Consider the following 26,716-nt stretch of genomic DNA (forward strand, 5'->3'; position numbering starts at 1 on the left):
CGCCCGTCCGCCTGCCTGCCCGTCCGCCCGTCCGCCCGTCCGCCCGTCCGCCCGTCCGCCGCGACACGATGCCCCTACGGCGGCGGCGCACCCGGCCACCGCCGGGGGCGCCCGGGGTCAGGCCGGGGGCTGGGCATCAGCTCCGGTGGGTCGGCGCGGATGCGGCACAGGGCAGCCGCCCGACCCGGGCACCGGGAACGTGCCGAGCTCACCCACGTCGTAGCCGCCCCGGTAGCCCTTGATCTCCGGGTTCTGGCGGGCGTAGTGCGGGGCCCTGCGCGGCGGCAGCAGCCGGACCGCGCGGCCCCGCAGCCGCAGCGCCCCCCGCACCAGCTTCCGCACACCCGCGTGTGGGGTCTCGTACCGGAACGCGTCGATCAGCGAGTCGTCGAGGAGGGCGATCCCCCCGCGGCGCATGGCGGGTGCGAGCGGCGCCGGATACCAGGACGCCATCAGGTCGAGGGTGGCGTCGGCGACCCTGCGGCCGCCCTCGTCCCAGCCGAAGTGGTCCGCTTCGTAGGCGTTCAGGGTGGTTTCGAACTCCTCGTAGGAGCCCGGGATGTCGGTGATACCGAGGTGTCTGCCGAGGGTGGCGTAGTAGTTGGCGCTCGCCCGGCGCTCGTGGTGCGTCATCGGGCGCCAGCCGTAGGCATCCAGCCAGCGCGACGGGATCACCACGAACGTGCACAGCACGTAGCGCATGTCGTCGTTGGAAATGTCGTAGCTGCGGTGCATCTGGTTGACGCGGCGGATCGCCGTGCGCGCGGTGTCGTTGTCGAAGCCGTGCTCGACGATCGCGTCGAGGAGCAGCGCGGTGTCGTCGTAGCGCTTCTGGGCACGGTCGGTGAACTCGGCGGTCTCGGCGAGCAGGCCTCCGATGGCGGGCACGGCGTACGTCCGGAACAGCGCGAGCTCCAGGGCACGGGTGAAGTCCCAGGGGAACTCGTAGGTGGCGGTGAGCCGGTAGATGGCGAGGAAGTCCTCGTCGGGGTCGAGCCGGAGGATCTCCCTCAGCCGGTCGTAACGCTGCACCGCGGGTCCCTTTCTGTGGCGGGTGCCCAACTCTACGTGCAGCGCGCGACCTTGGAAATCGTGGCCCGCAGGCTCTCGACGCGCGGGTTACCCGCTGGTTAAGGTGCGCCGACGAGAGAGCAGGGAGGCCAGGTGTCCGACGACGAGGGTGGCGGCTCGCTGTACGTGCTGACAGCCGTACTCCTGACCCCCGCGCAGTTCCCCGGCTTCCTGGGCGACGACTTCCCCGAGGCGTGTGCCCTGCTGGGCGTGGCGCCCGACCGGGAGGGGTACGGGCTGGTGCTGGGCCAGGACGAGGACGGCGCGCGCTGGACGGTCGTCGTCGACGACGTCTCGCTCGTGGCCGCGGCCATCGCCTCGTGGGACTGCGGCATGGAGTACGACCTGTCGCCCGACGAGCGGACGATCGTGGTCTCGCTGGCGGGCTGGCCGGTGGAGTTGTCGGTGGCCGCGCCGGGGATCCCGGCGCCGCACGATCCGGAGCAGGGGGCGGACGGTACGGGGCGGGTGCCGCTGGCACCGCCGTCGGCGGAGGCGTGGGGTCCGGTGCAGCGGCGGCTGGGGGCGGACCAGATCGCCAGGGAATGGGCCGACTGGCGCGAGCGCGTGGCCTCGGACGGCGGGGCCGCGGCCGCGGCTCACCCCGGGCTCGCACGTGCGTTGGAGGAGGCCCTGGAGTACACGCGGATGCCACCGCCGCCCGGCCGGGTGCGGTCCTCCTTCGCCGGCGAGGGGGCCCGGACGCTACGGGTGGACGGGCCCGGCTGGTCGCTGGTGGCCCGCACCGGTGAGGCGGCCTTTCTCCTCCTGGACGAGGAACCGGGCGAGGTGCTCATGGTCCCCCGGGAGGGGGATATCGACGTGCCGGACCTGTTGGCTGCACTCGACCGCGTGGCCGTCCGCCCGGCGTGACCCGGGCGGACCGGGGACGGGGGCGGACCGGGGACGGGGGCGGACCGGGGACGGGGGCGGACCGGGCAGCGGTGTGCGGACAGGCGGACCGGGCGCTGGTCGTCCTCTTTCCGCATCGCGGCGGGAACGGGCCCGGCCGGCCGGACGTCCCACGGTGCCGGGTGGCGCGGGCGGGCGGCCTCGGTGTGCGCCGGGGACTCGGCGCAGTGGACAACCCACCCGGCTCCCGAACGGAGTCCCCGGATTCCCCGAATAGTCGAATTCGGGCCATGCGGCGAGCCGCGACAGCCAGATCGGGCGCCCACCTTCATGAATGACCATTAATGATCGACACAATGGCGAAAAGCATCCATTACCGTCGGTAGTTTAACGAGTCAACTAATGAAATCCGGTCAGGGCGACTGAAAATCGCTCTGGATCCCCCTCCTCCGGAATGATCGAATCGGCCAGTCACGCGGCTCGAAGGGTGCGCACCTCACCCCCACGCACATTCCCCGATGGAGGCCACTCTTGAATTGCTTGTCGTACCTGGACCTACACCGGAAGGTCGCACAGGACATCGACGCGGAGATCGCAACCGCTCTGGACCGGCTCGGACTCGTCGCGGCGACGACCAGGAAATCCGTGGCCAAGCTCCTCGAACAGCGCAAACTGAGACATCCCCTTTCGGTGCTCCCCCTGCTCACGCACGCCATAGAAACGGGAAACCCAGGGCCGGCGGTGCCACTGTCCGCAGTGCACCTGCTGTGGTGGACCTCGGCTTGCTATCTCGACGACCTGGCCGACGCCGACGGCGCGTCCATCTCGGGCGAGCTCACCGAGGACGAAGCGCTGCTCGCCGCCGTCATCACCGGAAACGCACTGCCCGTTCAGATCATCCTGGCGCAAGATCTCCCGGAGGCGACGCGCGGGGCGCTGATAAGCGAGATTCTCGACGGCTGGATCATAGGAGCCGACGGCCAGTTAGACGACATGCGCGGAGACATTCGCAGCGCCTCCCGCATGTCAGTAGTGGAGACGTACCGCGGCAAATCCGGCGCCCCGTTCGGCATGATCACGGCCATGGCCGCCATATTCTCGGGCACCACGGGCGAAAAGGTCGCCCTGTGGCGTGAATTCGGATACGTCTTCGGAATCCTGTGGCAGCTCTTCAACGACCAGGAGGACATCCTGTCCGGCCGCGACGAGGACCTTCTCAACGGCACGGTGACCTACCTGCTCGCCTCCGTCATCGAGGACGCCTCACCCCTCTCCCGGGATCACATCCTGGGACTGTGCGCCGCCGCGAGCCGGTCACATCCGGCCAGGCTCGAACTCGCGAGCCTCCTGCGGACCCCCGCCGCCCTCGACCGCTACCGTGCCGAGATCGACTGCTTCCGCGCGGAGGCCTACCGGATCCTGGACGAACTGGGCGGCGACGAGACCTACCAGTCGGTCCTGCGCAACCTCGTGGACCACGCGTCCCAGATGCTGCTCGAAGCGGATTTCACGCCGGCCTTCGTGAGCGGCGCGGCCTGAGCCGGGTGGGCGGGCCGGCGCCGCAAGCCCGCCCCGCGGCCGCACCGGCCCCGCACCACGGCCGCGCCGTCCGGGCTCCGTACACCGGCCGGAGCCCGGCGCTTCCACCGATCGGCCCTCACGTCACAGAGCACGCCACGCACTGCGCGCCCGCGTCACTCGCCTGACGTCAGGCGTCAGGCGTCCCCTGTCAGCGGCCGATCTGCTTTCTGGACAGTCCGCGCACCCGACGCCTCTGGGACGGATCCAACAGGAGGTAGGCCGCAGCCGGCACCCCGATCAGAACCAGCAGGCCCGCCCAGAAGCCCACCGCCCAGAACAACACGATGGCTGCCACGACTCCGGCAACCGCGACCTTTCCGCCATTGGACATCTGCGGACACCTCCTTGTGACGTCGACCACTACCCCCTCAACGCGCGGCCCGGACCACGCGTTCCCGGGTGCCGGGTCGAGGTGCCCGCGGCCACCCCCACCCCCGTGAGGCGCATGTGCCGCGTGTGGGCCTCCCCTCCGGCCCGCACTCCCCCGGCGCACCGTTCTCCCCCGGCCGGCACCAGCCCCTCGGTGACCGGGGCGACCTCACCCTGCCTCCGCTCCCGGACCTACCCCAGGCCCCGGTGGATCCCGTCGGGCCGGTCGCCGCCGGACCCCGCAGCGGCGTTGGAGGCCGATGCGGGCGGGCTGAAGCCGCGCTCGCCGGGCCGCCTCCGGTGGAGCACGGTCCGCCCGAACAGGCCGGAGCCTGCGCGGACCGTCCGGCCCGGTCCGGACGGGATCGGGCCGGCGTCTGCCCCGCGCCGTGGCCGACGTAGCGCTTGCCGGGGCACGGTGCCGGGACGACGATGAGGGCGCTCCGGGTACCGCGGCACCACAGGAGGGTGAGATGGGCGACCGGAAACCGTCGGTGGCGCTGCCGGACGGGGCCGTTCCGGCGGCCCGCTCGCGCGAACTGCGCCGGGCACACGACGCGTTCACCCGGGAGGGCCGGGTGGATGCCCCGGTCCGGTCGGTCATCGCGCGATCCTGGCGGCGGTGTGCGCGGGCCCGGCTGAGCCCGGAGTGCACACCGCGGGTGGAGCTGGCGGAGGCGGAGCTGCGTCCGTACCGGGAGGAGCACCCGCTGGCCCGGGTGATGCCGCTGTTCCGGGAACTCGTCGGCGCCTTCGCCTCCCACGGGGCGCACCTGCTGGCGGTGTGCGACGCGCGGGGCAGCCTGCTGTGGGTGGAGGGAGAGGCGGGCACGCTGCGTCGGGCTGAGGGCCTGGGCTTCGTCCCCGGAACACGCTGGGCGGAGAGCACGATGGGGACCAACGCGCCCGGCACGGCGGTGGCGTTGGACGAGGCCGTGCAGGTCTTCGGGGCGGAGCACTTCAGCCGCCGGGTGCACCCGTGGACCTGTGCAGCAGCGCCGGTGCGGGACCCTCGGACGGGCGGGCTGCTGGGCGCGGTGGACATCACCGGCGGCGACGGCCTGGCGCACCCGCACTCCCTGGCGTTCGTACGTGCAGTGGCCCGGGCGGCGGAGGCCCAGCTGGCCCTGCTCGACGAGGGGCGGCCGGGCGCGCCGGACCGGCTCACGGCCCTCGGGCGGGACGAGGCGCTGCTGGTGACCGGGGGCCGGCAGCTGCGACTGGGCCGTCGGCACAGCGAGATCATGGCCCTGCTCGCGCAACACCCCGAGGGCCTGTCCGGTGAGGAACTGGCGATCGCCCTCTACGAGGACGAGTCGGTGTCACCGGTGACGCTGCGCGCCGAGATGTCCCGGCTGCGCACGCTGCTGGGCTCCTCGGCACCGCTGTCGCGCCCCTACCGCGCGGCCGGTCCGCTGGACGCGGACTTCACCCTCTTGACACGGCAGTTGGCGACCGGTGCCGTCTCCGCGGCCCTCCACCGCTATCCGGGTCCACTGCTGCCGGCCTCTACGGCTCCCGGGGTGGTCCGGCTGCGACGGCGGATCGAGGAGCAGGCGCGGGCGGCCGTCATCGCGCGGGCCGACGCCGGGCTGCTGGCGGACTGGGTGTGCAGCGCGTGGGGCGCGGAGGACCCGGAGGCGTGGCGGGCGCTGGCGGCGGCGCTGCCGCCCGCGGGGAGGGCGTCCGCGCTGGCCCGGGCCCGCTCCCTGGACCGCGAGCTGGCCGCCCGGCCGGACCGGCGCGGACGCCGTGCAACGTATCCGCAACCCGCCCGCTCCTAGCCTCCCCCGAGCGCTGTCCGACGGCGGCCGGCGCCCGGCAGGAGGAGGACACCATGGCCCGTTACGCTGCGCCCGGCACCGAGGGGGCGCTCATGTCGTACGCGTCCCGCTACGACCACTTCATCGGCGGCGCGTACGTCGCCCCTGCCGGCGGGCGGTACTTCGCGAACCCCTCCCCGGTCAACGGCCAGACCTTCACCGAGGTCGCCCGGGGCACCGCCGAGGACGTCGAGCGGGCGCTGGACGCGGCACACGCGGCGGCCCCGGCCTGGGCCCGGACCTCGGCCGCTGACCGGTCCTCGATCCTGCTGCGCATCGCGGACCGGATGGAGCAGAACCTGGAGGCCCTCGCGGTCGCGGAGACCTGGGAGAACGGCAAGCCGGTGCGCGAGACCCTGGCGGCCGACCTTCCCTTGGCCATCGACCAGTTCCGCTACTTCGCGGGCGCGCTGCGGGCGCAGGAGGGCGCGCTCAGCCAGATCGACGAGGATACGGTCGCCTACCACTTCCACGAACCGCTGGGCGTGGTGGGGCAGATCATCCCGTGGAACTTCCCGATCCTGATGGCCGTGTGGAAGCTGGCACCGGCGCTGGCGGCGGGCAACACCGTGGTCCTCAAGCCGGCCGAACAAACCCCGGCATCCGTCCACTACTGGCTTGGCCTGGTCGCGGACCTGGTGCCGCCGGGGGTGGTGAACATCGTCAACGGCTTCGGGGAGGAGGCCGGCAAGCCGCTCGCCTCCAGCCCGCGCGTGGCGAAGATCGCCTTCACCGGGGAGACGGCCACGGGCCGGCTGATCATGCAATACGCGGCGGAGCACCTGAAGCCGGTGACCCTCGAACTCGGCGGCAAGAGCCCGAACCTGTTCTTCGACGACATCTGGTCGCAGGACGACGACCTGCGCGACAAGGCCCTGGAGGGCTTCACCATGTTCGCGCTCAACCAGGGCGAGGTGTGCACGAACCCCTCCCGCGCCCTGATCGAGCGGGGCCGGTACGGGGACTTCCTCGACGCGGCCGTCGCACGCACCGAACTGATCGTTCCCGGGCATCCGTTGGACACCGACACGATGATCGGCGCCCAGGCGTCGGAGGAGCAGTTGAAGAAGGTCCTGTCGTACGTGGAGATCGGCCGGCAGGAGGGCGCGAAGATCCTGACCGGGGGCGCCCGTATCGACCACGGAGGCGACCTGGCCGGCGGATTCTACGTCCAGCCGACCGTCTTCGAGGGCGACAACCGCATGCGGATCTTCCAGGAGGAAATCTTCGGGCCGGTGGTGTCGGTGACCGCCTTCGAGGACTTCGAGGACGCCGTGCGCATCGCGAACGACACGGCGTACGGCCTGGGGGCGGGTGTCTGGACGCGGGATGTCAACACGGCCTACCGGGCGGGTCGCGCGATCCAGGCGGGGCGCGTCTGGACGAACTGCTACCACGCCTACCCGGCGCACGCCGCCTTCGGGGGATACAAGCAGTCCGGCATCGGCCGGGAGACCCACAAGATGATGCTGGACCACTACCAGCAGACGAAGAATCTCCTCGTCTCGTACTCGCCGAAGAAGCTCGGCTTCTTCTAGGAGCCCGAAAAACGGCGCCTGACCTGGGCTTTTACCCGTCAGGCGCCGTCGGCTCGACCCGCTCGACGCGGACATTGTTTTTTTACTGTTCCTGCCAGTTCCTCCCAGCCGTATCCCACTCCAGACCGGCTGTTCCGGACCAATCACGGACCAAACCTCGCTCACCGGGCGGGTGGCCTGCCTCGGTGAGGCTCTGCCATTGGCTGCCCAGACCCCAGGTGCGTCCGGCTCCGATCGCCGCGAGGGTCACCAGAACCGCCGCGTACAGGACGTGATAGTCCACCAACGGATTCGTGGACATGCTGAGGCTGCCGTCCGATAGGTGCCTGGCAGGGGGCCACTCGGGGGCCCACATGAGCGCCATCATCGTGGTGCCCGCACCAGCCGCGACGTGTAGGGCGACGCCGCTCGCCAAGGCGAGACCGATGCCGAGCAGTCCCAGCATGAAGGTCCAGTCGGCCCAGGCCGCCCCGGCCCAGGAGTGGAACGTCTCCTCCAGCGGCCCGGCAGAGACGTGGCTCAGGAAGCCTTTGGAATGTCCCCGCACGGAGGGCGCGGGCCATGAGGGCGAACGGCCTACGCCGCGCCGCCAATGGTCCGTCAGGGCCGCGCGGTTCACCGTCGATCTCGGAAGCGGGGGCAGAGTGCCGGGGGCCGGAAGGTTAGCTCTCGCCACTGTGAGGGCCCTGTTGGCCGAGAGAGGGGCCGACAGGCCCCTGGGAGCCCGCTGCACCCTTCGGAACAGTGAGGTCTGCACGGGGCAAGGAGCCTCGTGGACGACGGACAAGGGAGGTGAGTGCCATGGCGGGTCTCGTTGCCATCGGCGCCATCACATCGATCGGTCTGGGCGCCATCCTCACGTTCGCTGTGGACTGGCAATGGCGCACCGCCGACCGGCCGCTGGTCGGACTGATCATGATGGCCGTCGGCCTCATCGCTCTCGCTACCGCCACGAGCCTGGACCGTCAGGGCAGCGGTACCGGAAGGCCGACTGGCCTGTGATCGTCCCTGCCCTGGGCAGAAGTGCCCTTGGGAGCTGGCCGGAGCTGCCCCGGTGAGGACCGGCTGCCGACACGCGACGCATCAAAGGCGGGCACATGTACTCCCCCGGATACCGATTCTCCACCAGGGGCACCGAAGGGACCAACGGACCTGGCGACCAGGCCCCTCGGCTCCTGTGGGCCCTGCTGGCAGGGGAGTTGACTGGACGGAGTGGCAGGGAAGCACCTCGCTCTTGGAAGGGCATGGCCATGACGAACGAAACCCAGAGCTCCCATGCCTATCTGGTCGGCGGAGGAATCGCCTCGCTGGCCGCGGCGGTCTTCCTCGTACGGGACGCGGGAATGCCCGGCGAGAACATCCACATCCTGGAGGAACTGCCGCAGACCGGTGGCGCACTCGACGGCAGTGGTGCACCGGACACCGGCTACGTCGCCCGGGGTGGCCGAATGCTGGAGGACGAAGCCTACGTCTGCTTGTGGAACCTCCTGGCGGCAATCCCCACGCTCGGCAACGGCACCGTGTCCGTCCTACAGGAGACCGAGGAGTTCAACGCGCGCTGGCTCACCCACGCCAACGCCCGGCTCATCGACGCCTCCGGCCGAATCCTCGACGCCTCCGAGCTGGGCTTCACCACTGCCGACCGGGTGGAGATGGCCCGCCTGCTCGCCCTGCCCGAGTCCGTCATCGGCGCGCGCCGGATCGAGGACTTCTTCTCCGAGCACTTCTTCACCACCAACTTCTGGGCGATGTGGCGCTCCACCTTCGCCTTCCAGAACTGGCACAGCGCCATCGAGCTCAAGCGCTACTTCCTGCGCTTCCTCCAGGAACTCCCCCGTATCCACACCCTCGCCGGAGTACGGCGCACGCGGCTGAACCAGTACGACTCGATCGTTCTGCCGGTACAGGCTTGGCTGGAACGGCAGGGAGTCCGCATCGAGCACGGAATCCGAGTCACCGACGTGGAGTTCGCCGTCGGCGAGGCCGGCGAGCGCCGGGCCGAGCGCATCCTCTTCGAGCGGGACGGCACAGCGGGATCGTACGGAATCGGGCCGCGGGACTACGCGTTCATCACCATCGGCTCCATGACCGCGGACGCCCGCTACGGAGGCGACGACACCGTCCCCGAGCTGGTCCGCGACAAGCGCGACGGGGCCTGGAACCTGTGGGAGACGCTGGCCCGCAAGGCCCCGGACTTCGGTCGGCCCGGATCCTTCAACGGCAACGTCGACGAGGCCAAGTGGGAGTCGTTCACTCTGACGATGCGCAGCCCGGCACTGCTCAAGCGGATCGAGGAGTTCTCAGGCAATGCCCCCGGCACCGGGGCGCTGATGACGTTCAAGGACTCCCGGTGGCTGATGTCGGTGGTCGTGCCCCACCAGCCGCACTTCGCCGGCCAGCCCGAAGACGTCTTCACCCTTTGGGGGTACGGGCTGTTCGTGGACGAGCCGGGCGAGTTGACCGGCAAGAAGATGTCGGAGGCCACGGGACAGGAGATCCTCATCGAACTGCTCGGGCATCTCGGCTTCGACGACATCGCCGACGAGGTGTGCGCCACCACCGCCGTCACGACCGTGATGATGCCTTACATCACCAGCCAGTTCGAGCGCCGTGACATCCACGACCGGCCGTTGGTGGTCCCCTCCGGGTCGGCCAACTTCGCCTTCCTCGGTCAGTTCACCGAGATCCCCGAAGACGTCGTCTTCACCGTCGAGTACTCCGTCCGCGGGGCGATGCACGCGGTGTACGAACTGCTGGTCGTCGACAAGGAGGTTCCGGCCGTCTACCACGCACTGTCCGACCCGTTGACGGCGCTGCGGGCCCTCAAGGCCGTCTTCGCCTGAGCTGCGGCTCGCCTCTCCCAACCGCACGGCTTGCCGTCCCGGCCCCGGAGGTCCTTCCGTGTTCCCCCCGTAGCAACCTCGCCACCCGATCTCGGGGTCCGGCGATCCCGGGCGATCACCGTTGGTCTCGACGGATCTCGCGAAAGCCTGGCCCCGTCGCCTGGGCCGCGGACGAAGCGCGCCGACGCGGTCTCGCCCTTCGCCTGCTGCACGTGTGGGGCCTGGAACCGGACGTCCATTCACGACTCATCGGTTCTCGTCCCCGGCAGGAGCCGTACGACGCGGACCCCGCTCCACGGCCGAGCGGATACGGCGCACGCATCCGGGCCTGGACGTGGTCGCGCAGGAGCTGTGCGGAGAGCCAGCCACCGTTCTGTGCGGGGCCGCCGAGGAGTCCGAGCTGTTGGTGTTCGGTTCCCGCGGTCTGGGCGGGGTCGCCGGGTTCGTGTCCGGTTTGGTGGCCCTGTCCGTGGTCGCCCGTACCCGGCATCCTGTCGTCCTGGTTCCGGGCCGCGCTCCGATCCCGAACGGCGGCATCGTCCTCGGCCTGGACCTCTCGCACCCGTGCGACGAAGTTCTGGACCACGCCTTCTCCCGGGCCCACCGGCTCGGTCCCCACACCGGAGGTATGACCCGTACGGTCCTACACCACTGCCGGACACCGGTGGCTGTAATCCCCCACGACTGACCATGCACAGCGCTCCCCATCGCCGTTGCCCGCGTTCCCGCTGTGAGGGACGCGGGCTGCTTCGCGTACCAGGTGCTTGGTGACCGGTGTGAGCACCGCGCACGTCCGTGTCCGGCACAGCCACTGTCCGGCCGGGCGACGAGGGACGTTCGGCCCATTCCCCGGGTCTGCTGGACCATCGTTCCCCCACGGTACGGAAGGGAAGGGTGGGACACACACCGCCGACGACGGTATTCGCCCCATAGGCTCCGGAGGAAACACCATGTCACGTACGGTCATTGCGGGAATCGACGGATCCCCTGCATCTCTTGCCGCCGCCGAGTGGGCCGCCCGGGAGGCCCGGCGGCGCCGGCTCCCCCTCAAGCTGTTGCACGCCATGGAGGAGTGGATCCCGTCCTACGGATACACGACGCAGACCGAGGCCACCCCGTCACCCCAGTACTGGGCTGAGCGCATCCCCCGGGAGGTCGCGCTGCAGTTGACCGAGCGGCACCCCGGCCTGGAGATCACCACGGAGCAGGTGGACGGGCGGCCGCTGACCGTCCTGGTCGCTGCCGCGCAGGAGGCCGAGGTACTGATACTCGGCTCGCGCGGGCTTGGGGCGATGACCGGTTTCCTCGTCGGATCCGTCTCCCAGGCCGTGCTCGCCCACGCCGAGTGCCCGGTCGTGGTCGTGCGGCCGGGCGACTGGCTGAACGCCGACTGCCTGCCCGTATCCGGCAGTGACGGGGCACGGAGATTGGTCGACCGGTCGGTCGTGCTCGGGCTGGACCTCTCCAACCCGTCTGCCGAGCTCCTCGACCACGCCTTCGACGCGGCGGCCGTACGCCGGGCCCCACTGCACGTGATCCACCGCTGGAGCATGCCGCCCGCCTTCGCGTTCGACCCGACGCTGCTCGCGCCCGAGGTGCGCGACGGCATGGCGACCTCCACGGCGACGGCGCTCGCCGACGAACTGCGGCCCTGGCGCGACAAGTACCCCGAAGTCCGTGTCGAAGTGGACTGCTCGGTGGGGCAACCCGCCAACCAGCTCGTCGAAGCCTCGGCAGACGCCTCACTGGTCGTCGTCGGCCGGCGGATACGCCGCTCCGCCATCGGCACCCATCTCGGCCCGGTCGTCCACGCTGTCCTCCACCACGCCACAGCCCCGGTCGCGGTCGTACCGCACGCTTGAAGCGATCACGTGTGCCGGGTTGCCCTGACCGTCTGCGGCTGACCGCAGACCTGGGAGCAACCCATGCGCGCCGAGCCCGGCCGGGTGATGACCACCGGCCGGGCTCGGCGTGTGCCTGGCGCTACTGCGTTCCGCCTGTGTCTCGTTCTTCACGACGGACGTCTTCCTCGCCCCACCGTTCCGCTTCTGAGGGGCACTGGCCGGTAGTGGCACTTCGGCTCTCGGCGGCAGGGGGCAGGTCTTGTTGAGGGGCTGTGATATGGACGAGGCGAAGCCCCAGCCCGCGCTTCTCGGCCTCTGCCGCTGCCCGGGCCAAGCTCGCGTACCAGTTCTCCGCCGGGTCGATGCGGACGAGAATCTCGCCGGCTTCGGTGGTGGCCGTCTCGGTGGTCGTCATGACACCTCGCTCCTGTGCTCGTCGGCGCGCCGCGGGAATCCCGGCTTGTCGGAGACCTCGACCTCGACTCGCTTCAGGTAGTGGAGATCGCACTGCGAGCCGAGGAGGAATTCGGCAGGCCCATCGACGACACGCTCCTGGCCGAGCAGGACATGACCGTGTCCCACTGTGCGCACGTGGTGCAGGAGGCGAACGCCAAGGAGGTCCGCACGTGAGCGGCCAGGCGACGTCCATCGCATTGGGAATCCAGGGCCTGGGTGTGCACATCCCGGAGCGCCGAGTCAGGAATGCGGACATCGCCGACCAGTACGGGTGGACCCGGAGTGGATCGAGCGCATGACCGGTGTCCGGCAGCGGCAGTACGCGGAGCCCGGCCAGGCCACGTCCCACCTCGCGGTCGCCACAGCCTGTCGGGTACAGCACCGTCTCGGCGCAGACCGGGCTTGGGCCACCGATGTCGGCGGAGCATGCGCGGGATTCCTCTACGCCTTGAAGACGGCCCGCGACATCCTCGCCGCATCCCACCCCGATGGACGCGCGCTGGTCATCGGAGCCGAGACGTTCTCCAAGTTCCAGAATCCCGCCGACAGGTCCACGGGCATGCTGTTCGCAGACGGTGCCGGTGCAGCGGTGGTAGGCCGTGCGGCTGCAGGAAGGGGGATCCTGTGCAGCGCGCAGGGGACTGATGGCGCGCTGGCCGACATCGTGGGAATCCGTGCCGGCGGCAGCGCACAGCCGAACACACCCTCTCCGATGGCGGCCACTACCTCCACATGAACGGGAAGAAGGTCGCGGCCTACTTCCGACTGTCAGGTCTGCCCCTGAACGAGATCGACCTCGTCATTCCGCATCAAGCGAATCCTCGTATGCTGCGAGCCCTGAGTCTTGAACTGGGCATCTCTGCCGCACAACTCGTCCTCACTGCCGATGCGTTCGGCAACACGGGCGCGGCCTCGCTCCCGATGGCACTCCACGTGGCGCGGGACCACGGCCGCATCCACCCGGAGACCACCGTTCTGCACGCCGCTGTCGGCGCCGGAATGAGCTGGGCCGGAACCGTACAACGCTGGTTGTAATAGCCCCAAGGCGGAGCAGAAGCCCGCCTGCGGACAGGCCGGCACTGTCTCGTGTGACGCGCATTCGGCTGGTTCACCGTGCCCGCAAGCCGTGCGCCCGGAACTGGTCGCGAACGCGCTCGACCAGTGCGGCGTCCGGAACCGGTTTGTCGCGGAGCGGGAAGGGGATGCCGAGCAAGTCGTACTTGTGGGTACCGAGTTTGTGGAAAGGCAGGACGTCGACACGGTCGACGTTGTCCAGTTCCGCGAGGAAGCGGCCCAGCCCATCGATGGCAGCCGGATCGTCGGTCCAGCCGGGGACCAGGACGTAGCGGATCCAGGTACGGACGCGGAGCCTGTTCAGCCGGACGGCGAAGTTGAGGGTGGCGGTGAGGTTGCCGCCGGTCAGACGCCGGTAGACGCCGGCGTCGAAGGACTTGATGTCGAGCAGGACCAGGTCGGTATCGGCCAGGAGCGCGTCGTCGGCGCGAGTGCCGAGGGCGCCGGAGGTGTCCAGTGCGGTGTGCAGGCCGAGCTCCTTGCAGCGTCGGAACACCTCGGCGGTGAAGGCGGACTGGAGCAGGGGCTCGCCTCCGGTCAGGGTCACGCCTCCACCGGCCAGAGCGGTGAACTGCCGGTACCGCTCGATGCGCCCGACCAGTTCGTCCACGGTGACCTGCTGCCCCTCGCGCATGTGCCAGGTGTCGGGGTTGGCGCAGTACAGGCAGCGCAGTTGACAGCCGCTGAGGAAGAGAACGAACCGGGTGCCGGGCCCGTCCACCCCGGTGGACAGGTCCCAGGAGTGGATGCGGCCCGTGGTCATCGCGCACCGTGGAACGTGCGGTTGATGACGTCGAGTTGCTGTTCGCGCGTGAGGCGGACGAAGTTGACGGCGTAGCCGGAGACGCGGATGGTCAGGTCAGGGTAGTTGTCCGGGTGTTCCATGGCGTCCTCGAGCGTGGCTCGGTCGAGGACGTTGACGTTCATGTGGAAACCGCTTGCGGCGGTGTAGGCGTCGAGGATCCCGACGAGGTGCCCGGCGCGTTCGGCCGGATCGTGCCCCAGGCCCTCCGGGGTGATGGTGGACGTCAGGGAGATGCCGTCGCGGGCCTGGTCATACGGGATCTTCGCGACCGACAGCGCCGATGCCGCCATCCCGTGTCGGTCACGTCCGTTCATCGGGTTGGCGCCCGGGGCGAACGGCATACCCGCACGGCGGCCGTCGGGGGTGTTGCCGGTGTGCTTGCCGTAGACGACGTTGGAGGTGATGGTGAGTACCGACTGCGTGTGCTCGGCACCCCGGTAGGCCGGGTGGCGGCGCACCTTTGCCATGAAGGAGCGGACCAGGTCGACCGCGATGCGGTCGGCGCGGTCGTCGTCGTTGCCGTAGGCCGGGTAGTCGCCTTCGACGTGGTAGTCGACGGCGAGCCCGGTGGCATCCCGAACGACTGTGACACGGGCGTGCTTGATGGCCGAAAGGCTGTCGACCGCCACAGACAGTCCAGCGATGCCACAGGCCATCGTGCGGTGGACCGGGTGGTCGTGCAGGGCCATCTCGATGCGCTCGTAGGCGTACTTGTCGTGCATGTAGTGGATCACGTTGAGCGCGTTGACGTAGGTCGCGGCGAGCCAGTCCAGCATGCGGTCGTACGCGTTGGCCACATCGGTGTAGTCGAGCTGCTCGCCGGTCAGCGGGGCCGTCGCCGGGGCGACCTGTTCGCCGGTCATCTCGTCGCGGCCACCGTTGATGGCGTACAGCAGCGCCTTGGCCAGGTTCACACGGGCACCGAAGAACTGCATCTGCTGGCCCACCGCCATCGCGGAGACGCAGCAGGCGATCGCGGTGTCGTCGCCGGTTCGGGGGCGAAGGAGGTCGTCGGACTCGTACTGGATGGAGCTGGTGTCGATGGATGTCTGGGCGCAGAACTGCTTGAAGCCCTCCGGCAGTCGGGGGGACCACAGCACGGTCAGGTTGGGCTCGGGGGCGGGGCCGAGGTTGTACAGGGTCTGGAGAAAGCGGAAGGACGTGCGGGTGACCAGGGGGCGGCCGTCCTCGCCGATGCCGCCGATGGACTCGGTGACCCAGGTGGGGTCGCCGGAGAACAGCGCGTCGTACTCCGGTGTGCGCAGGAACCGCACGATCCGCAGCTTGATCACGAAGTCGTCGATGAGTTCCTGGGCGCGGCTCTCGTCGATTTTTCCTTCGTCGAGGTCACGCTGGAGGTAGACGTCCAGGAAGGTGGAGGTGCGGCCCAGGGACATCGCCGCGCCGTTCTGCTCCTTCACGGCGGCGAGGAAGCCGAGGTAGAGCCATTGGACGGCCTCGTGCGCGGTGGCTGCGGGACGGGACACGTCGCAGCCGTAGGAGGCGGCCATCCGTTCCAGCTCGCCCAGTGCCCTGATCTGCTCGGCCAGTTCCTCGCGGTCGCGGATCACGTCGGCCGTGGACGGTGTCTCGTCCAGCCGGGTCCGCTCGGCTCGCTTGGCCTCGATCAGCCGGGCGGTTCCGTACAGCGCGACGCGGCGGTAGTCGCCGATGATGCGGCCTCGCCCGTAGGCGTCCGGCAGACCGGTGATGATGCCCGCCCTGCGGGCACCCAGCATTTCGGGGGTGTAGGCGTCGAAGACACCGTCGTTGTGGGTCTTGCGGTACGTGCCGAAGACCTTGGTGACGAACGGATCCGGTGCGAAGCCGTACGCGCGCAGCGCGTTGTCCACCATCCGCAGCCCGCCGTTGGGCATGATCGCCCGCTTCAGCGGAGCATCGGTCTGCAATCCGACGATCAGTTCCCGGTCGCGGTCGATGTAGCCGGGCGCGTGGGAGGTGATGGTGGACGGCATGGCGGTGTCCACGTCGAGCACACCCTTGCGGCGCTCCTCCGGGAAGAGCGCGGTGACGGTCTTCCACACCGTGCGGGTGCGCTCCGTGGGACCGGCGAGGAATGCGGCATCGCCCTCGTAGGGCGTGTAGTTGGCCTGGATGAAGGAACGGACGTCGATGTGTCGCTGCCACTCCTCGCCGGTGAAGCCGCGCCACAGGGCAATGGTGCGACTGGCGTCGGCAGGGTGCTGGACGGTCACGGTCATGTCGTCATCTCCTGGGCCGGGACGGAGGCGAGGTGGGCGATCGCCCTTTCTCACTGCTGATGGTTCCCGTCGGCTGTGTCGCCGGCCAGGGTCGAAGAGGCGAGGCGGAGCCCGCTGACCGGCCCTGGTGAGCCGGGCGGGAGAGGGCCTGTGGTCCCGTCGAGGCGAGGGACCATGGGCCCTCCCGCAGAGCGTCACGAGCTCTACCCCGCAGCCGCGGCGGTACGGGTCCATGACGACGTGGCTCTCCGCGCCCCCGGGCAGCACGGTTCGGGGGCTATGCGCTCGCGTCGGTGCCGTTCGCTTCCAGGGCTGCCCGGCCCTCCTCGACCGCGATCCGCACCAGCCGGCCGACGCCTTCACGGTCGATCGTCTCGAACGGGGAGACGGGGAAGACGCCCTTGTCGAGGTACGCGGAGAAGAACGCGGCTTCGACGTCGTCCCGGGAGAAGCCCCAGGTGGTCTGTGTCAGGTCGTTCGTGCCGAAGGAGAAGAACGCCGCCTCCTTCGCGATCCGGGCGGCGGTGAGAGCCGCCCTGGGCAGTTCGATCATGGTTCCGACCGGGCAGGTGACGTCGACGCCCGTCTCGTGCGAAACCTGTGCCAGGACCCGGTCCACTTCCTCCCGCACGAGGTGGAGCTCCTCGACCGCGTCCACCAGCGGGACCATGATCTCCGCCCGGGGGTCGCCGCCCGCACGCCTGCGCGCGACGACGGCCGCGGCGAGGGCCCGTACCTGCATGGCCACCAGCCCCAGGCGCACGCCGCGCAGGCCGAGCATCGGGTTCTCCTCGTGCATGCGCGTGACGGCCGCCAGGAGTTCGCTGCCGTGCGGATCGGCCGGTGTGCCGAGCGCTTCGCCGCGTGCGAGACGGACTGCGAGTTCCGTGCGGTCCGGCAGGAACTCGTGAAGTGGCGGGTCGAGCAGCCGGACGGTGACCGGCAGGCCGTCCATCGCTTCGAGGATGCCGGTGAAGTCCTGCCTCTGGAGCGGCAGCAGCGCCGCGAGTGCCGCCTCTCGTTCGGTGTCGCCGTGCGCGAGGATCATCGCCTCGACGAGGGGGCGCCGGTCGCCGAGGAACATGTGATCGGTGCGGCACAGGCCGATTCCCTGGGCACCGAAGCGACGGGCGCGGGCCGCGGCCTCGGGGGTGTCGGCGTTCGCCCGGACCTCCAGGCCCCGCACGGCGTCCGCCTGCCGCATGAGCCGGTGGACATCACGCACCGGCTGCCGGGCCGTGCCGTCGGCCGGCAGCACACCGCCCTCCTCGAAGTACCGCACGACGTCGGAGTCGACCAGGGGTACGGAGCCGAGGCGCACCACCCCTTCCGACCCGTCGACTGAGACGACCGTGCCTTCGTGGACCGTCACGCCACCGGCGTCGAAGCGCCGCTCCCGTGTGTCCACGACGATGCCCTCCGCCCCGCAGACGCACACCTTGCCCATGCCGCGTGCGACGACCGCGGCGTGGCTGGTCTTCCCGCCCCGGCTGGTGAGCACCGCCTGGGCGGCGACCATGCCCGGCAGGTCGTCGGGCGTCGTCTCCTGACGTACGAGCACGACCTTCTCGCTGGCGGCCGCCCTGCGGACCGCTTCCGCCGAGTCGAACACGACGGCTCCCACGGCCGCTCCCGGTGAGGCGGGCACGCCGCGCGCGACGACCTCGCTCGAGTCCGTGGTGGCGAAGCGGGGGAACATCAGCCGTGCGAGCGCCTCGCCGCCGACCCGGCCCAGCGCCTCCCGCTCGCTGATCAGTCCTTCGTCGGCGAGCTGGGAGGCGATGGCGAAGGCGGCCTGGGCCGTGCGCTTGCCGACGCGGGTCTGGAGCATCCACAGTCTGCCGCGTTCGATGGTGAACTCGATGTCGCACAGATCGCGGTAGTGGGCCTCCAGTTGCCCCATGTAGCCGCGCAGCCGCGCGAACGACGCGGGGTCGATGCCTGCCAGGTCCTGGAGTGGCACGGTGTTGCGGATGCCGGCGACGACGTCTTCCCCTTGGGCGTTGGGCAGGTAGTCGCCGTAGACGCCCGGTCGGCCGGTCGCCGGATCCCGGGTGAAGGCGACGCCGCTGCCGGAGTCCGGACCGAGATTGCCGAAGACCATGGTCTGGATGTTGACCGCGGTGCCCAGGTCGTCCGGGATGTGCTCGCGTCGGCGGTAGAGGCGTGCGCGCTCGCCGTTCCAAGAGGTGAAGACGGCAAGGACCGCCCGCCGGAGTTGCTCGGCCGGATCCTGCGGGAACTCCTCCCCGGTCCGCTCGTGGATCAGGTCCTTGAAGGTCTCGACGATCCGAATGAGGTCGCAGGTGTCCAACTGCGTGTCGTCGCCCCGGCTGTGTTGCTGCTTGACTGCGGCGAGCGTCGCCTCGAAGTGGGAGCCGTCGACGCCCATGACCGTACTGCCGAACATCTGCACGAGGCGCCGGTAGGAGTCCCAGGCGAAGCGTTCGCGCTCGGGGGTCTTGGCCAGGCCCAGGACCGAGAGATCGTTCAACCCGATGTCGAGGATGGTCTCCATCATGCCCGGCATCGAGAACCTCGCCCCCGAGCGGACGGAGAGCAGGAGTGGGTCGTCACCTGACCGAGCCGGCGGCTCGTTCCAGCGCCGCGAGATGCTCGCCGATCTGCCGGTCGAGGCCGTCCGGAGCCCGCCCCGTGGCGAGGAAGATCCGGCAGGCTTCGGTGGTGACGGTGAAGCCGGGCGGCACGGGCAGACCCATGCGCGCCATTTCCGCGAGGTTCGCTCCCTTGCCTCCCAGGAGACCGGCCATGTCCCGGCCGCCCTCGGAGAAGTCGTACACGTAGGTAGTCATGGCTGCTCGCCTGTCTCTTCGGTGGATGTCGGGTCCCGGGAAGCGGGGCGGCACGGTAGCGGCCGGTTGGTCGGTCAGTCGTGCGGCACGACCGCGACGGGAGCCAGGGAGTGGTGGATGACGGCGTGGGTGACGGCCCCGATGTGCGTGCCGATCCGCGCACGCCGGTTCCTGCGACCGACCACGACCAGCCGGGCCCCCCGCGAGGCTTCAACGAGGTCCTGCGCCGGCCGGCCCTGGCGGCATTCACGGACAACGGACACACCGGGGTACTTCTCCGTCCACGGGGCCAGCGCCTCGTCGAGCGCCCGGCACGCGTCCTGCGCGACCTCCGCCCACATCAGTTGCAGGGCAGCGCCCGTGTCGGCTCCGTAGAGCGCCGGAACGGCCCAGGCGTGCAGTACCCGCAGACCGCAGCCGTACCGGTCGGCCGCCGCGAAACCGAAGGCGAGCACCTCGTCGCCGGGTGCGGACACGTCCAGGCCGACCACGACCTCTCCGGCCGGCCCGTCCTTCCCGGCAGCCGGGCGGTTGTGCGGGCGGACCAGGACGACCGGGCGCCGGGTGCGGGCGAGCACGGCCAGCGAGACGGACCCGGCGAGGAAGCCGGCCAGCCCGCCCAGGCCACGGGACCCGAGCACCAGGAGCTCCGTCTCGTCCGCGGCGGCACACAGCTCCTCCACCGGGTCACCACAGACCCACCGCGTTTCGGTCCGCAGACCCGGGTGGCGTCGGCGCAGTCGCCTCTCCGCCGTACCGAGCTCCCGCTCACCCCACCCCTGGGCGGTCGCCGGGGCCACCAGACGCGTACGCGGATCGTCGTCCTTGCTCCAGACCTGGCGAAGCCGCAGCGGCGCCGCGCGGCGGACTGCCTCCCCGGCAGCCCAGTCCATGGCGGCGAGGCTTTCACGGGATCCGTCGAAGCCGACGGTGACGGGGCGGGACATGAACGGCTCCTCGGGAGAACGGGGAAGGGCCTTGCATCTCCACAGTGGCCTGCCCACGACCCGCCCGCAGAGGGGCCACAGGTCGGCCGCCGGGCACGCCACACGCCTGTCGGTACCCGCATCGGGTCGAAACCCACGCCACGCTGCACCACGCCCGCTGCCCCGTAGCTGTCGTGCCGCACGCCTGACGGCCCCGCCCCGCTTCGGGTGCGGCCCCGGCCGGCCTCTCCGGCAGACATGGGGAAGCGGCCCGGCCCGACGTCCGAGAAGTACGCCGGGCCGGGCCGCTCAGCCGTTTCGCGGGCGCGTGAACCAGCGCTCAGTTCCTGGGACAGTCGTCACACCTTGCCGAGCCGCCCGATCTGGTCTCCCTGGGCGGCCAGAGCCTGCGTGGCGATGACGGCGGCCTGCACTCGCCGTTCGACGCCCAGCTTGGCGAGCAGCCGGGAGATGTTGTTCTTGACCGTCTTCTCCGCCAGGTAGAGCCGCTGGCCGATCTCACGATTGGTCAGCCCTTCCCCGACCAGAGCGAGGATCTCAACCTCGCGCTCCGTCAGGCCGGGCAGACCCGGCGGAAGCTCCTCCTGCGGAGGTCCGCCGCGCAGCCGGGCCATCACCCGCGCCGTGGCGCCGGGGTCCAGCATGGACTGGCCGGAGGCGACCGTCCGCACGGCGTTCACCAGGTCGGTTCCGGTGATCTGCTTGAGCACGTATCCGGACGCGCCAGCCATGATCGCGTCGAGCAGCGCCTCCTCGTCGTCGAATGACGTCAGCATCAGGCAGGCGAGGTCGGGCATTCGGGAGCGCAGCTCCCGGCAGACACTCACGCCGTCCCCGTCCGGCAGGCGCACATCCAGGACGGCGACCTGCGGGCGCAGCGCGGGCACCCGGATGAGCGCCTGCTCGACCGTGCCCGCCTCCCCGACCACGGTCAGGTCCGGCTCGGCATCCAGCAGATCGTGCACACCGCGGCGCACGACCTCGTGATCGTCGAGGAGGAAGACCCTCACCGGTTCCTTCCCGGTGAGGCCGCCGCTGCTGTCCGTCATCGCACACTCCGAGTTCGCCGGATCGTCCGCCCGCCGGCGGATCCACTGCATCGTGCCGTGCGAGCATGACCTTCAGCCAGGGCCGGATGGCCCTCATACGCGGCCGCATCCCATACGGCTGCCCTGGAGCAGCGGGTCCCACACGGTCACGGTGGCCCGGACGCAGAGAGGCCGCCGCCCGACGCGCGGTCAGAAGGAGGGAAGCGGCCGGGGCCCGGCGTAGTAGGCCGTACGCATGATGTCCTCCATGTCGTCCAGCATCGGCATGCGCGGGTTAGCCGGGGCGCACTGGTCCTCATAGGCGTTCAGTGCCTGCTGCGGCAGCGCGCCGATGAAGGCGGCCTCGTCAAGTCCCAGGGCGCGGAAAGACGGTTCGATGCCCACGGCGTCCCGCAGGCGTTCCACCGCGGCGGCGTACGAGGCCACGCCCTCGGCGGGGGTGGATGCGGGGAGCCCGAGGGCACGGGCAATGTCCTGGAAGCGCTCGGGCGCGCGGTAGCTCTCGTACTTGGGCCATCCCGTCAGCTTGCCGGGAACGGTGCCGTTGTAGCGGATCACGTGCGGCAGGAGGATTGCGTTGGTCCGCCCGTGGGCGATGTGGAAGGTGGCGCCCAGGGTGTGGGACATCGCGTGGACGATGCCGAGGAAGGCGTTGCCGAAGGCCATGCCGGCGATGGTGCCCGCGTTGTGCATCTTCTCCCGTGCCACGCTCCGCCGTGCCGACTCGCCGGTGACCGCCGCCTCGAGGTGGTCGAAGACCAGCCTGATGGCGTGCAGCGCCAGACCGTCGGTGAAGTCGTTGGCATAGACGGACACGTACGCCTCGGTGGCATGGGTGAGAGCGTCGAAGCCGCTGTCGGCGGCGAGCGACGCCGGCAGCCCGGCGGTCAGGACGGGATCGACGATCGCGACACTGGGGGTCAGGGCGTAGTCGGCCAGCGGATACTTCTTGCCGGTCGCCGGGTCGGAGATCACAGCGAAGGGGGTGACCTCGGCGCCGGTTCCCGAGGTGGTGGGAACGCAGACGAGACGGGCCTGCTTGCCGAGCACGGGGAAGCGGAAGGCCCGCTTACGGATGTCGGAGAACTTCTGCCGCATGTCGGCGAAGTCGACGTCCGGCTGTTCGTACAGCAGCCACATCACCTTCGCCGCGTCCATGGGGGATCCGCCACCCAGGGCGATGATGGTGTCCGGCCGGAAGTCGCGCATGAGGGCGGCGCCACGCTGTACGGAGTCGATGCTCGGCTCCGGCTCGACGTCGTCGATGACCTGGATGGTCACGGGTTGCTGCCGCTGTTGCAGGACACGGCTGACGCGCTCCACGTAACCGAGCCGGGTCATGGTCGCGTCGGTGACCACGGTGACGCGGTGAACGTCGGGCATCGCCGCGAGGTAGCGGATGGCCTGGGGCTCGAAGTAGATCTTCGGCGGCACCTTGAACCACTGCATGTTGTTCTGCCGGGTGGTGACGCGCTTGATGTTGAGCAGCTGGGCAGCCGAGACGTTGTCCGAGACCGAAGTACTGCCCCAGGACCCGCAGCCCAGGGTCAGGGACGGAACCAGACGGTTGTAGATGCCGCCGATCGCTCCCTGCGAGGACGGCGAGTTGACGATGATCCGTACGGTCCTCATACGGCGGCCGTAGCGCTCGGCGAGGGCCGGGTCACCGGTGTGGATCACCGCGCTGTGTCCCTGTCCGTGGAAGTCGACCATGTCGGCCGCGAGGTCGAAGCCCTCCTGCGTCGACTCGGCTCGCAGCACGGTGAGGACCGGGCAGAGTTTCTCCCGCGTCAGCGGCTCGTCGGGCCCGACGTGGCTCGCCTCGGCCAGGATGAGCGATGTGTCCGCTGGGACGGTGAACCCGGCCTGCTCCGCGATCCGGTCGGGGCTCTGCCCGACGGCGGCCGGGTTGACGCGGCCCTGTCGGCCGGCCGGGTCCGGCGGGAACAGATAGGTCTCCAGCTTCCGCTTCTCCTCGGCCGTCGCGATGTACGCGTGCAGGCGCCGGAACTCGGCGAGCGCCTCGTCGTACACGTCGGTGTCCAGGATGACCGCCTGCTCGGACGCGCAGATCATGCCGTTGTCGAAGGACTTGGACAGGACGAGGTCGTTGACCGCCCGGCGCAGGTCCGCGCTGTGGTGCACGTAGGCGGGCACGTTGCCGGCGCCGACGCCGACGGCGGGCTTGCCGGCCGAGTAGGCGGCCTTGACCATGGCGTTGCCGCCGGTCGCCAGGATCAGCGCGACGCCTGGATGTCGCATGAGGAGGCTCGTGGCCTCGATGGAGGGAGCCTCGATCCACTGCACGCAGTGCTCGGGCGCTCCGGCGGCGACGGCGGCGTCCCGCACGATGCGTGCGGCTGCGGTGCTGCACACCTGCGCGGAGGGGTGGAAGGCGAACACGACGGGGTTGCGTGTCTTCAGCGCCAGCAGCGCCTTGAAGATGGTGGTGGACGTCGGGTTGGTGACGGGCGTGACCGCGCAGAGCACGCCGACGGGTTCGGCGATCTCGATGATGCCCTCGATGTCGTCCCGGCCGATGACGCCGACCGTCCTGGCCCGGGACATGCTGTGGGTGACGTGCTCGCAGGCGAACATGTTCTTCGCCGCCTTGTCCTCGAAGACACCCCGCCCGGTCTCCTCCACCGCCAGCCGGGCGAGGGCGGTGTGCTGGTCGAGGGCGGCCACCGACGCCTTGGCGACGATGTGGTCGACCTGCTCCTGCGTGAAGGACTCGAAGTCGGCGAGCGCCTTGGTGGCATTGTCGACCAGGAGGTTCACGGAGATGAGCGTGTCCGACGGGGTGCCGTCGGTGGTGGTGCGGGGGTCGCTGGTCGCCTGTGTCATGGAAAGCTCCCTGGTGTGGGTGGCACCGTGGCCACACGTGGCCGGCCACCGGGGTGGCCACCCGTTCCGTCCTGTCACCTACAGCCTTGCCCGGGACGCGTCCTCGGCTGAGGTCCCGAAGGTCCCTCGACGGGGCCCGATGGTCTCCGGCCGCTGTGGCAGCGCAGAGGCTTGCGCCACCACCGGGCCTTCCGTGCCTCTACGGCGTCCGCTGCCCGGGCTGCCGCCGGCTCACCGGGCGTCGAGCAGCGTGGCGACGTACTGGGTCAGATCGACAAGACGGTTGGTGTAGCCCCACTCGTTGTCGTACCAGCCGAAGACCTTGACCAGGTCGCCGTTGGCCTGCGTCAGCGGGGCGTCCACGATGCACGAGGCGGGGTCTCCGACGATGTCGCGCGAGACGATCGGGGCATCGCTCACCCTCAGGACACCCTTCAGTGGTCCCTCGGCAGCCTCCCGGAAAGCGTCGTTGACGTCCTGTGCGGACACCTGCCGTGCCAGCACCAGGCTGAGGTCGGTCAGCGAGCCGTCCTCGACCGGCACGCGCACGGCGATGCCGTCCAGGGTGCCCGCGAGTTCCGGGAGCACCAGGCCGATGGCGCGGGCGGCGCCGGTGCTGGTCGGGATGATGTTCACCGCGGCCGTGCGGCCGCGGCGCAGGTCCTTGTGCGGGCCGTCGAGCACGACCTGGTCGTTGGTATAGCCGTGGATGGTGGTCATCAGCCCCTTGACGATGCCGAAGCGCTCGCTGAGGACCTTCATCATGGGGGCCACGCAGTTGGTTGTGCAGGACGCGTTGGAGATCACGTGGTCGACGCGCGGATCGTACGCGGACTCGTTGACGCCCATGACGATGGTGGCGTCGACGCCCTTGCCGGGGACGGACAGCAGCACCTTGCGTGCTCCTGCCGTCAGGTGCCGGCCGGCTTCCTCCTTGGTGCGGAAGCGGCCGGTGGCCTCGATGACGACGTCCACGCCGAGCGCGTCCCACCCGAGGTCGGCGGGGTCGCGCCGGGACGTGACCGCGATGCGGTGACCGTCCACCGTAATGGATTCGCCGTCGTGATCAACGGTGCGGTGGAGTCGGCCGTAGGTGGAGTCGTAGGTGAGCAGATGGGCCAGCGCAGCCGGGGAGGTGAGGTCGTTGACGGCCACCACCTCGATGGGGGTGCCGTTGCTCGTCTCCGCGCGTTCCATGACGCAGCGCAGGTAGTTCCGGCCGATGCGTCCGAAACCGTTGATTCCGATGCGTACGGTCATCTCCGCCGCCCCTTCCCTTGGGTGCCGATGCGAGTGGTGCCACCCTGGGGGGCATGTCGCGCCGCGGGCAGGGGTCGAACGGGGTGCACGCCAGGGCCGTTGGGCCCTCCCCCCGGCGGCCCCGCCCGGACCGGCCTGTCACGGGCCGAACGGCCCGGCGTGCAGGTCCTGACCGGTTCTGTCCCCCGGCCGTCCTCCGCCCCACTCTGGAAGCAACGGCAAGCATGAGGAGCAGACGAACCCGGGGCTTCCCGGCCCCCGGCGCGCTGAGCACAGCGGTCGGCGGGCAGTCAGAGGTCGGGGCGCCATCGGCGGTATCCGGAAACCTGCGCAACGAGTGGAGATGAGCACCGTGGTCGAAAAGCGGACGGTGGGCCAAGTCATGACCACCGAGGTGGTCCAGGCCCGCCCGGACACCTCCTTCGAAGAACTGGCTCGCATGCTCATCGCCCATCGGATCAGCGGGCTGCCGGTGGTGGATGACGACGACAAGGTCATGGGCGTCGTCTCCCGGAAAGACCTCGCCCGGCAACAGGGCTGTCTCGGCCGGCACGAATCCGGGCGGCATCGGATGGCGCACACACCATGGCGACCGGCCGACGCCCACTCCGTCGCGGGGCCCGCCCCGGCGGCAGGCGAGCTGATGACCAGCCCAGCGGTAACCGTGCATCCCGAACAGCGCGTCGCCGACGCCGCGCGCATCATGGAACGTCGCCACGTCGACCGGTTGCCGGTGGTGGACGAGGAGGACCGTCTGATCGGCATCACCACGCGGCGTGATCTGCTGCGCGTCTTCCTGAGGACGGACGAGGAGATCCTCGCGGACGTCGCCGATGCCGTCTCCGGACGGGCGCTGGCCGCCCACCACATCGACGGGCTCCGCATCGACGTTCGCGACGGGATGGTCACCATGGCGGGATCATCTGAACCTGCCCTCGATTCAGCGACGTTGATTAGCGTCACGTGGGGCGTGGACGGTGTGGTGGGTGTGGTGAACCGGCTGACAACCGGCCGCGAGAGCGATCACTGACAACAGGGCGGGACACCACGGGCTCTTCCGTCGGCCGAGCGGCGGCGGGCACCGCGGCCGGTCGCGGCGACCTGGAGCCGCCGACCCGAGCGGTGCTGTCCGTCCGGCACGTCACGCGATATCGGGCCGGGGCACGTCGACTTACCCGTCCCTGGGTCTGGAGGCCGAACGGCCTTGCCCGGCCGACCGGAAGTCCCGGGTTCTCGGGTGGTGTCGGTACCAGTGGCGCCGTGGCGGGGTCCGGACGGCTCTGCCCGGGAGCGGCCGCCGACAGACAGGCTGGAAGGGATGG

General features: G+C 70.2%; 21 protein-coding genes and 2 pseudogenes. 12 read left to right on the forward strand and 11 right to left on the reverse strand.

The genetic code is table 11. The annotated features are described in order from the left end of the window. Positions 1–117 precede the first annotated feature (117 nt). On the reverse strand, positions 118–1,032 hold the full coding sequence (locus tag R4Z63_RS03240) for an oxygenase MpaB family protein (protein WP_384452767.1): 915 nt from the start codon (positions 1,030–1,032) through the stop codon (positions 118–120). Between the two features lie 132 nt (positions 1,033–1,164). On the opposite strand from R4Z63_RS03240, the gene R4Z63_RS03245 reads away from it, so the two are divergent. Then, on the forward strand, positions 1,165–1,944 hold the full coding sequence (locus R4Z63_RS03245) for a hypothetical protein (protein WP_384452764.1): 780 nt from the start codon (positions 1,165–1,167) through the stop codon (positions 1,942–1,944). 519 nt (positions 1,945–2,463) lie between these two features. Next, entirely contained in the window at positions 2,464–3,462 is a 999-nt protein-coding gene (locus tag R4Z63_RS03250; protein ID WP_384452761.1) for a polyprenyl synthetase family protein, read from the forward strand. Positions 3,463–3,652: 190 nt separating this feature from the next. Here the strand turns inward: R4Z63_RS03250 and R4Z63_RS03255 are convergent, their stop codons facing one another. Continuing rightward, positions 3,653–3,835: a tail-anchor membrane protein gene (locus R4Z63_RS03255; protein ID WP_037921642.1), complete on the reverse strand. Its 183-nt coding sequence runs from the start codon at positions 3,833–3,835 to the stop codon at positions 3,653–3,655. A gap of 511 nt (positions 3,836–4,346) precedes the next feature. Between R4Z63_RS03255 and R4Z63_RS03260 the strand changes: the two genes are divergently transcribed. Both R4Z63_RS03260 and exaC read left to right on the forward strand, forming a co-directional pair. Further along, positions 4,347–5,657, forward strand: coding sequence for a GAF domain-containing protein (locus tag R4Z63_RS03260; protein WP_384452758.1), 1,311 nt, complete (start codon positions 4,347–4,349; stop codon positions 5,655–5,657). Positions 5,658–5,710: 53 nt separating this feature from the next. Beyond that, entirely contained in the window at positions 5,711–7,234 is a 1,524-nt protein-coding gene (gene exaC / locus R4Z63_RS03265; protein ID WP_384452755.1) for an acetaldehyde dehydrogenase ExaC, read from the forward strand. Positions 7,235–7,421: 187 nt separating this feature from the next. Here the strand turns inward: exaC and R4Z63_RS03270 are convergent. After that, positions 7,422–7,769: pseudogene (locus R4Z63_RS03270) on the reverse strand (hypothetical protein); the annotation flags it as partial. Between the two features lie 266 nt (positions 7,770–8,035). Here R4Z63_RS03270 and R4Z63_RS03275 point away from each other — a divergent pair. The 4 genes from R4Z63_RS03275 to R4Z63_RS03290 all read left to right on the forward strand — a co-directional run bounded on the left by R4Z63_RS03275 (position 8,036) and on the right by R4Z63_RS03290 (position 11,939). Further along, the gene (locus tag R4Z63_RS03275) at positions 8,036–8,236 is read left to right on the forward strand and encodes a hypothetical protein (protein WP_384452752.1); all 201 of its coding nucleotides are present in this window, start codon (positions 8,036–8,038) and stop codon (positions 8,234–8,236) included. Between the two features lie 248 nt (positions 8,237–8,484). Continuing rightward, the gene (locus R4Z63_RS03280; RefSeq protein WP_384452749.1) at positions 8,485–10,077 is read left to right on the forward strand and encodes an oleate hydratase; all 1,593 of its coding nucleotides are present in this window, start codon (positions 8,485–8,487) and stop codon (positions 10,075–10,077) included. A gap of 214 nt (positions 10,078–10,291) precedes the next feature. Beyond that, positions 10,292–10,765: a universal stress protein gene (locus tag R4Z63_RS03285; RefSeq protein WP_384452747.1), complete on the forward strand. Its 474-nt coding sequence runs from the start codon at positions 10,292–10,294 to the stop codon at positions 10,763–10,765. 262 nt (positions 10,766–11,027) lie between these two features. Continuing rightward, positions 11,028–11,939 carry a universal stress protein gene (locus tag R4Z63_RS03290; protein ID WP_384452745.1) on the forward strand — a complete coding sequence of 304 codons (912 nt, stop codon included), beginning with the start codon at positions 11,028–11,030 and terminating at the stop codon, positions 11,937–11,939. A gap of 121 nt (positions 11,940–12,060) precedes the next feature. On the opposite strand, the gene R4Z63_RS03295 is transcribed toward R4Z63_RS03290, so the two are convergent. Continuing rightward, positions 12,061–12,336, reverse strand: a complete 276-nt coding sequence (locus R4Z63_RS03295) for a hypothetical protein (protein ID WP_384452742.1) — start codon at positions 12,334–12,336, stop codon at positions 12,061–12,063. A 14-nt stretch (positions 12,337–12,350) separates the two neighbouring features. Here R4Z63_RS03295 and R4Z63_RS03300 point away from each other — a divergent pair, with 14 nt between their 5' ends. The 3 genes from R4Z63_RS03300 (at position 12,351) to R4Z63_RS03310 (ending at position 13,412) form a co-directional block, all read left to right on the forward strand. After that, positions 12,351–12,551 carry an acyl carrier protein gene (locus R4Z63_RS03300; RefSeq protein ID WP_384452739.1) on the forward strand — a complete coding sequence of 67 codons (201 nt, stop codon included), beginning with the start codon at positions 12,351–12,353 and terminating at the stop codon, positions 12,549–12,551. Positions 12,552–12,672: 121 nt separating this feature from the next. Beyond that, positions 12,673–13,113 (forward strand): hypothetical protein, encoded by a 441-nt coding sequence (locus tag R4Z63_RS03305; protein WP_384452736.1) that lies wholly within the window; start codon positions 12,673–12,675, stop codon positions 13,111–13,113. Beyond that, the gene (locus R4Z63_RS03310) at positions 13,110–13,412 is read left to right on the forward strand and encodes a 3-oxoacyl-[acyl-carrier-protein] synthase III C-terminal domain-containing protein (RefSeq protein ID WP_384452733.1); all 303 of its coding nucleotides are present in this window, start codon (positions 13,110–13,112) and stop codon (positions 13,410–13,412) included. The genes R4Z63_RS03305 and R4Z63_RS03310 overlap by 4 nt, the downstream gene beginning before the upstream one ends. 73 nt (positions 13,413–13,485) lie before the next feature. On the opposite strand, the gene pflA is transcribed toward R4Z63_RS03310, so the two are convergent. The 7 genes and pseudogenes from pflA to gap form a co-directional block, all read right to left on the reverse strand. Further along, a complete protein-coding gene (gene pflA / locus R4Z63_RS03315) occupies positions 13,486–14,214 on the reverse strand; it encodes a pyruvate formate-lyase-activating protein (protein ID WP_384452730.1) in 729 nt (242 codons plus the stop codon). Then, positions 14,211–16,478, reverse strand: coding sequence for a formate C-acetyltransferase (gene pflB, locus R4Z63_RS03320; protein WP_384452727.1), 2,268 nt, complete (start codon positions 16,476–16,478; stop codon positions 14,211–14,213). Before pflB ends, pflA begins: the two co-directional genes overlap by 4 nt. Before the next feature lie 277 nt (positions 16,479–16,755). Continuing rightward, positions 16,756–19,291 (reverse strand): annotated as a pseudogene (gene ppdK, locus R4Z63_RS03325) (pyruvate, phosphate dikinase). 74 nt (positions 19,292–19,365) lie between these two features. Beyond that, a complete protein-coding gene (locus R4Z63_RS03330; RefSeq protein ID WP_384452724.1) occupies positions 19,366–20,238 on the reverse strand; it encodes a universal stress protein in 873 nt (290 codons plus the stop codon). A 338-nt stretch (positions 20,239–20,576) separates the two neighbouring features. Next, positions 20,577–21,287 (reverse strand): response regulator, encoded by a 711-nt coding sequence (locus R4Z63_RS03335; protein WP_384452723.1) that lies wholly within the window; start codon positions 21,285–21,287, stop codon positions 20,577–20,579. A gap of 189 nt (positions 21,288–21,476) precedes the next feature. Beyond that, entirely contained in the window at positions 21,477–24,134 is a 2,658-nt protein-coding gene (adhE, locus tag R4Z63_RS03340; protein ID WP_384452720.1) for a bifunctional acetaldehyde-CoA/alcohol dehydrogenase, read from the reverse strand. 231 nt (positions 24,135–24,365) lie between these two features. Next, on the reverse strand, positions 24,366–25,394 hold the full coding sequence (gene gap, locus R4Z63_RS03345; protein ID WP_384452717.1) for a type I glyceraldehyde-3-phosphate dehydrogenase: 1,029 nt from the start codon (positions 25,392–25,394) through the stop codon (positions 24,366–24,368). Positions 25,395–25,737: 343 nt separating this feature from the next. Between gap and R4Z63_RS03350 the strand changes: the two genes are divergently transcribed. Next, positions 25,738–26,424, forward strand: a complete 687-nt coding sequence (locus R4Z63_RS03350; RefSeq protein ID WP_384452714.1) for a CBS domain-containing protein — start codon at positions 25,738–25,740, stop codon at positions 26,422–26,424. Positions 26,425–26,716 lie beyond the last annotated feature (292 nt).

The organism is Streptomyces sp. PL-29 (assembly GCF_058344425.1).

Bases quoted from the DNA above. Each gene is read 5' to 3' on its own strand.
- R4Z63_RS03255 (WP_037921642.1), bottom strand. From the start codon at position 3,835: ATGTCCAATGGCGGAAAGGTCGCGGTTGCCGGAGTCGTGGCAGCCATC.
- R4Z63_RS03275 (WP_384452752.1), top strand. From the start codon at position 8,036: ATGGCGGGTCTCGTTGCCATCGGCGCCATCACATCGATCGGTCTGGGC.
- R4Z63_RS03330 (WP_384452724.1), bottom strand. From the start codon at position 20,238: ATGTCCCGCCCCGTCACCGTCGGCTTCGACGGATCCCGTGAAAGCCTC.
- R4Z63_RS03305 (WP_384452736.1), top strand. From the start codon at position 12,673: ATGACCGGTGTCCGGCAGCGGCAGTACGCGGAGCCCGGCCAGGCCACG.
- gap (WP_384452717.1), bottom strand. From the start codon at position 25,394: ATGACCGTACGCATCGGAATCAACGGTTTCGGACGCATCGGCCGGAAC.
- pflB (WP_384452727.1), bottom strand. From the start codon at position 16,478: ATGACCGTGACCGTCCAGCACCCTGCCGACGCCAGTCGCACCATTGCC.
- R4Z63_RS03280 (WP_384452749.1), top strand. From the start codon at position 8,485: ATGACGAACGAAACCCAGAGCTCCCATGCCTATCTGGTCGGCGGAGGA.
- R4Z63_RS03310 (WP_384452733.1), top strand. From the start codon at position 13,110: ATGAACGGGAAGAAGGTCGCGGCCTACTTCCGACTGTCAGGTCTGCCC.
- R4Z63_RS03290 (WP_384452745.1), top strand. From the start codon at position 11,028: ATGTCACGTACGGTCATTGCGGGAATCGACGGATCCCCTGCATCTCTT.
- adhE (WP_384452720.1), bottom strand. From the start codon at position 24,134: ATGACACAGGCGACCAGCGACCCCCGCACCACCACCGACGGCACCCCG.
- R4Z63_RS03295 (WP_384452742.1), bottom strand. From the start codon at position 12,336: ATGACGACCACCGAGACGGCCACCACCGAAGCCGGCGAGATTCTCGTC.
- R4Z63_RS03335 (WP_384452723.1), bottom strand. From the start codon at position 21,287: ATGACGGACAGCAGCGGCGGCCTCACCGGGAAGGAACCGGTGAGGGTC.
- R4Z63_RS03260 (WP_384452758.1), top strand. From the start codon at position 4,347: ATGGGCGACCGGAAACCGTCGGTGGCGCTGCCGGACGGGGCCGTTCCG.
- exaC (WP_384452755.1), top strand. From the start codon at position 5,711: ATGGCCCGTTACGCTGCGCCCGGCACCGAGGGGGCGCTCATGTCGTAC.
- pflA (WP_384452730.1), bottom strand. From the start codon at position 14,214: ATGACCACGGGCCGCATCCACTCCTGGGACCTGTCCACCGGGGTGGAC.
- R4Z63_RS03350 (WP_384452714.1), top strand. From the start codon at position 25,738: ATGAGCACCGTGGTCGAAAAGCGGACGGTGGGCCAAGTCATGACCACC.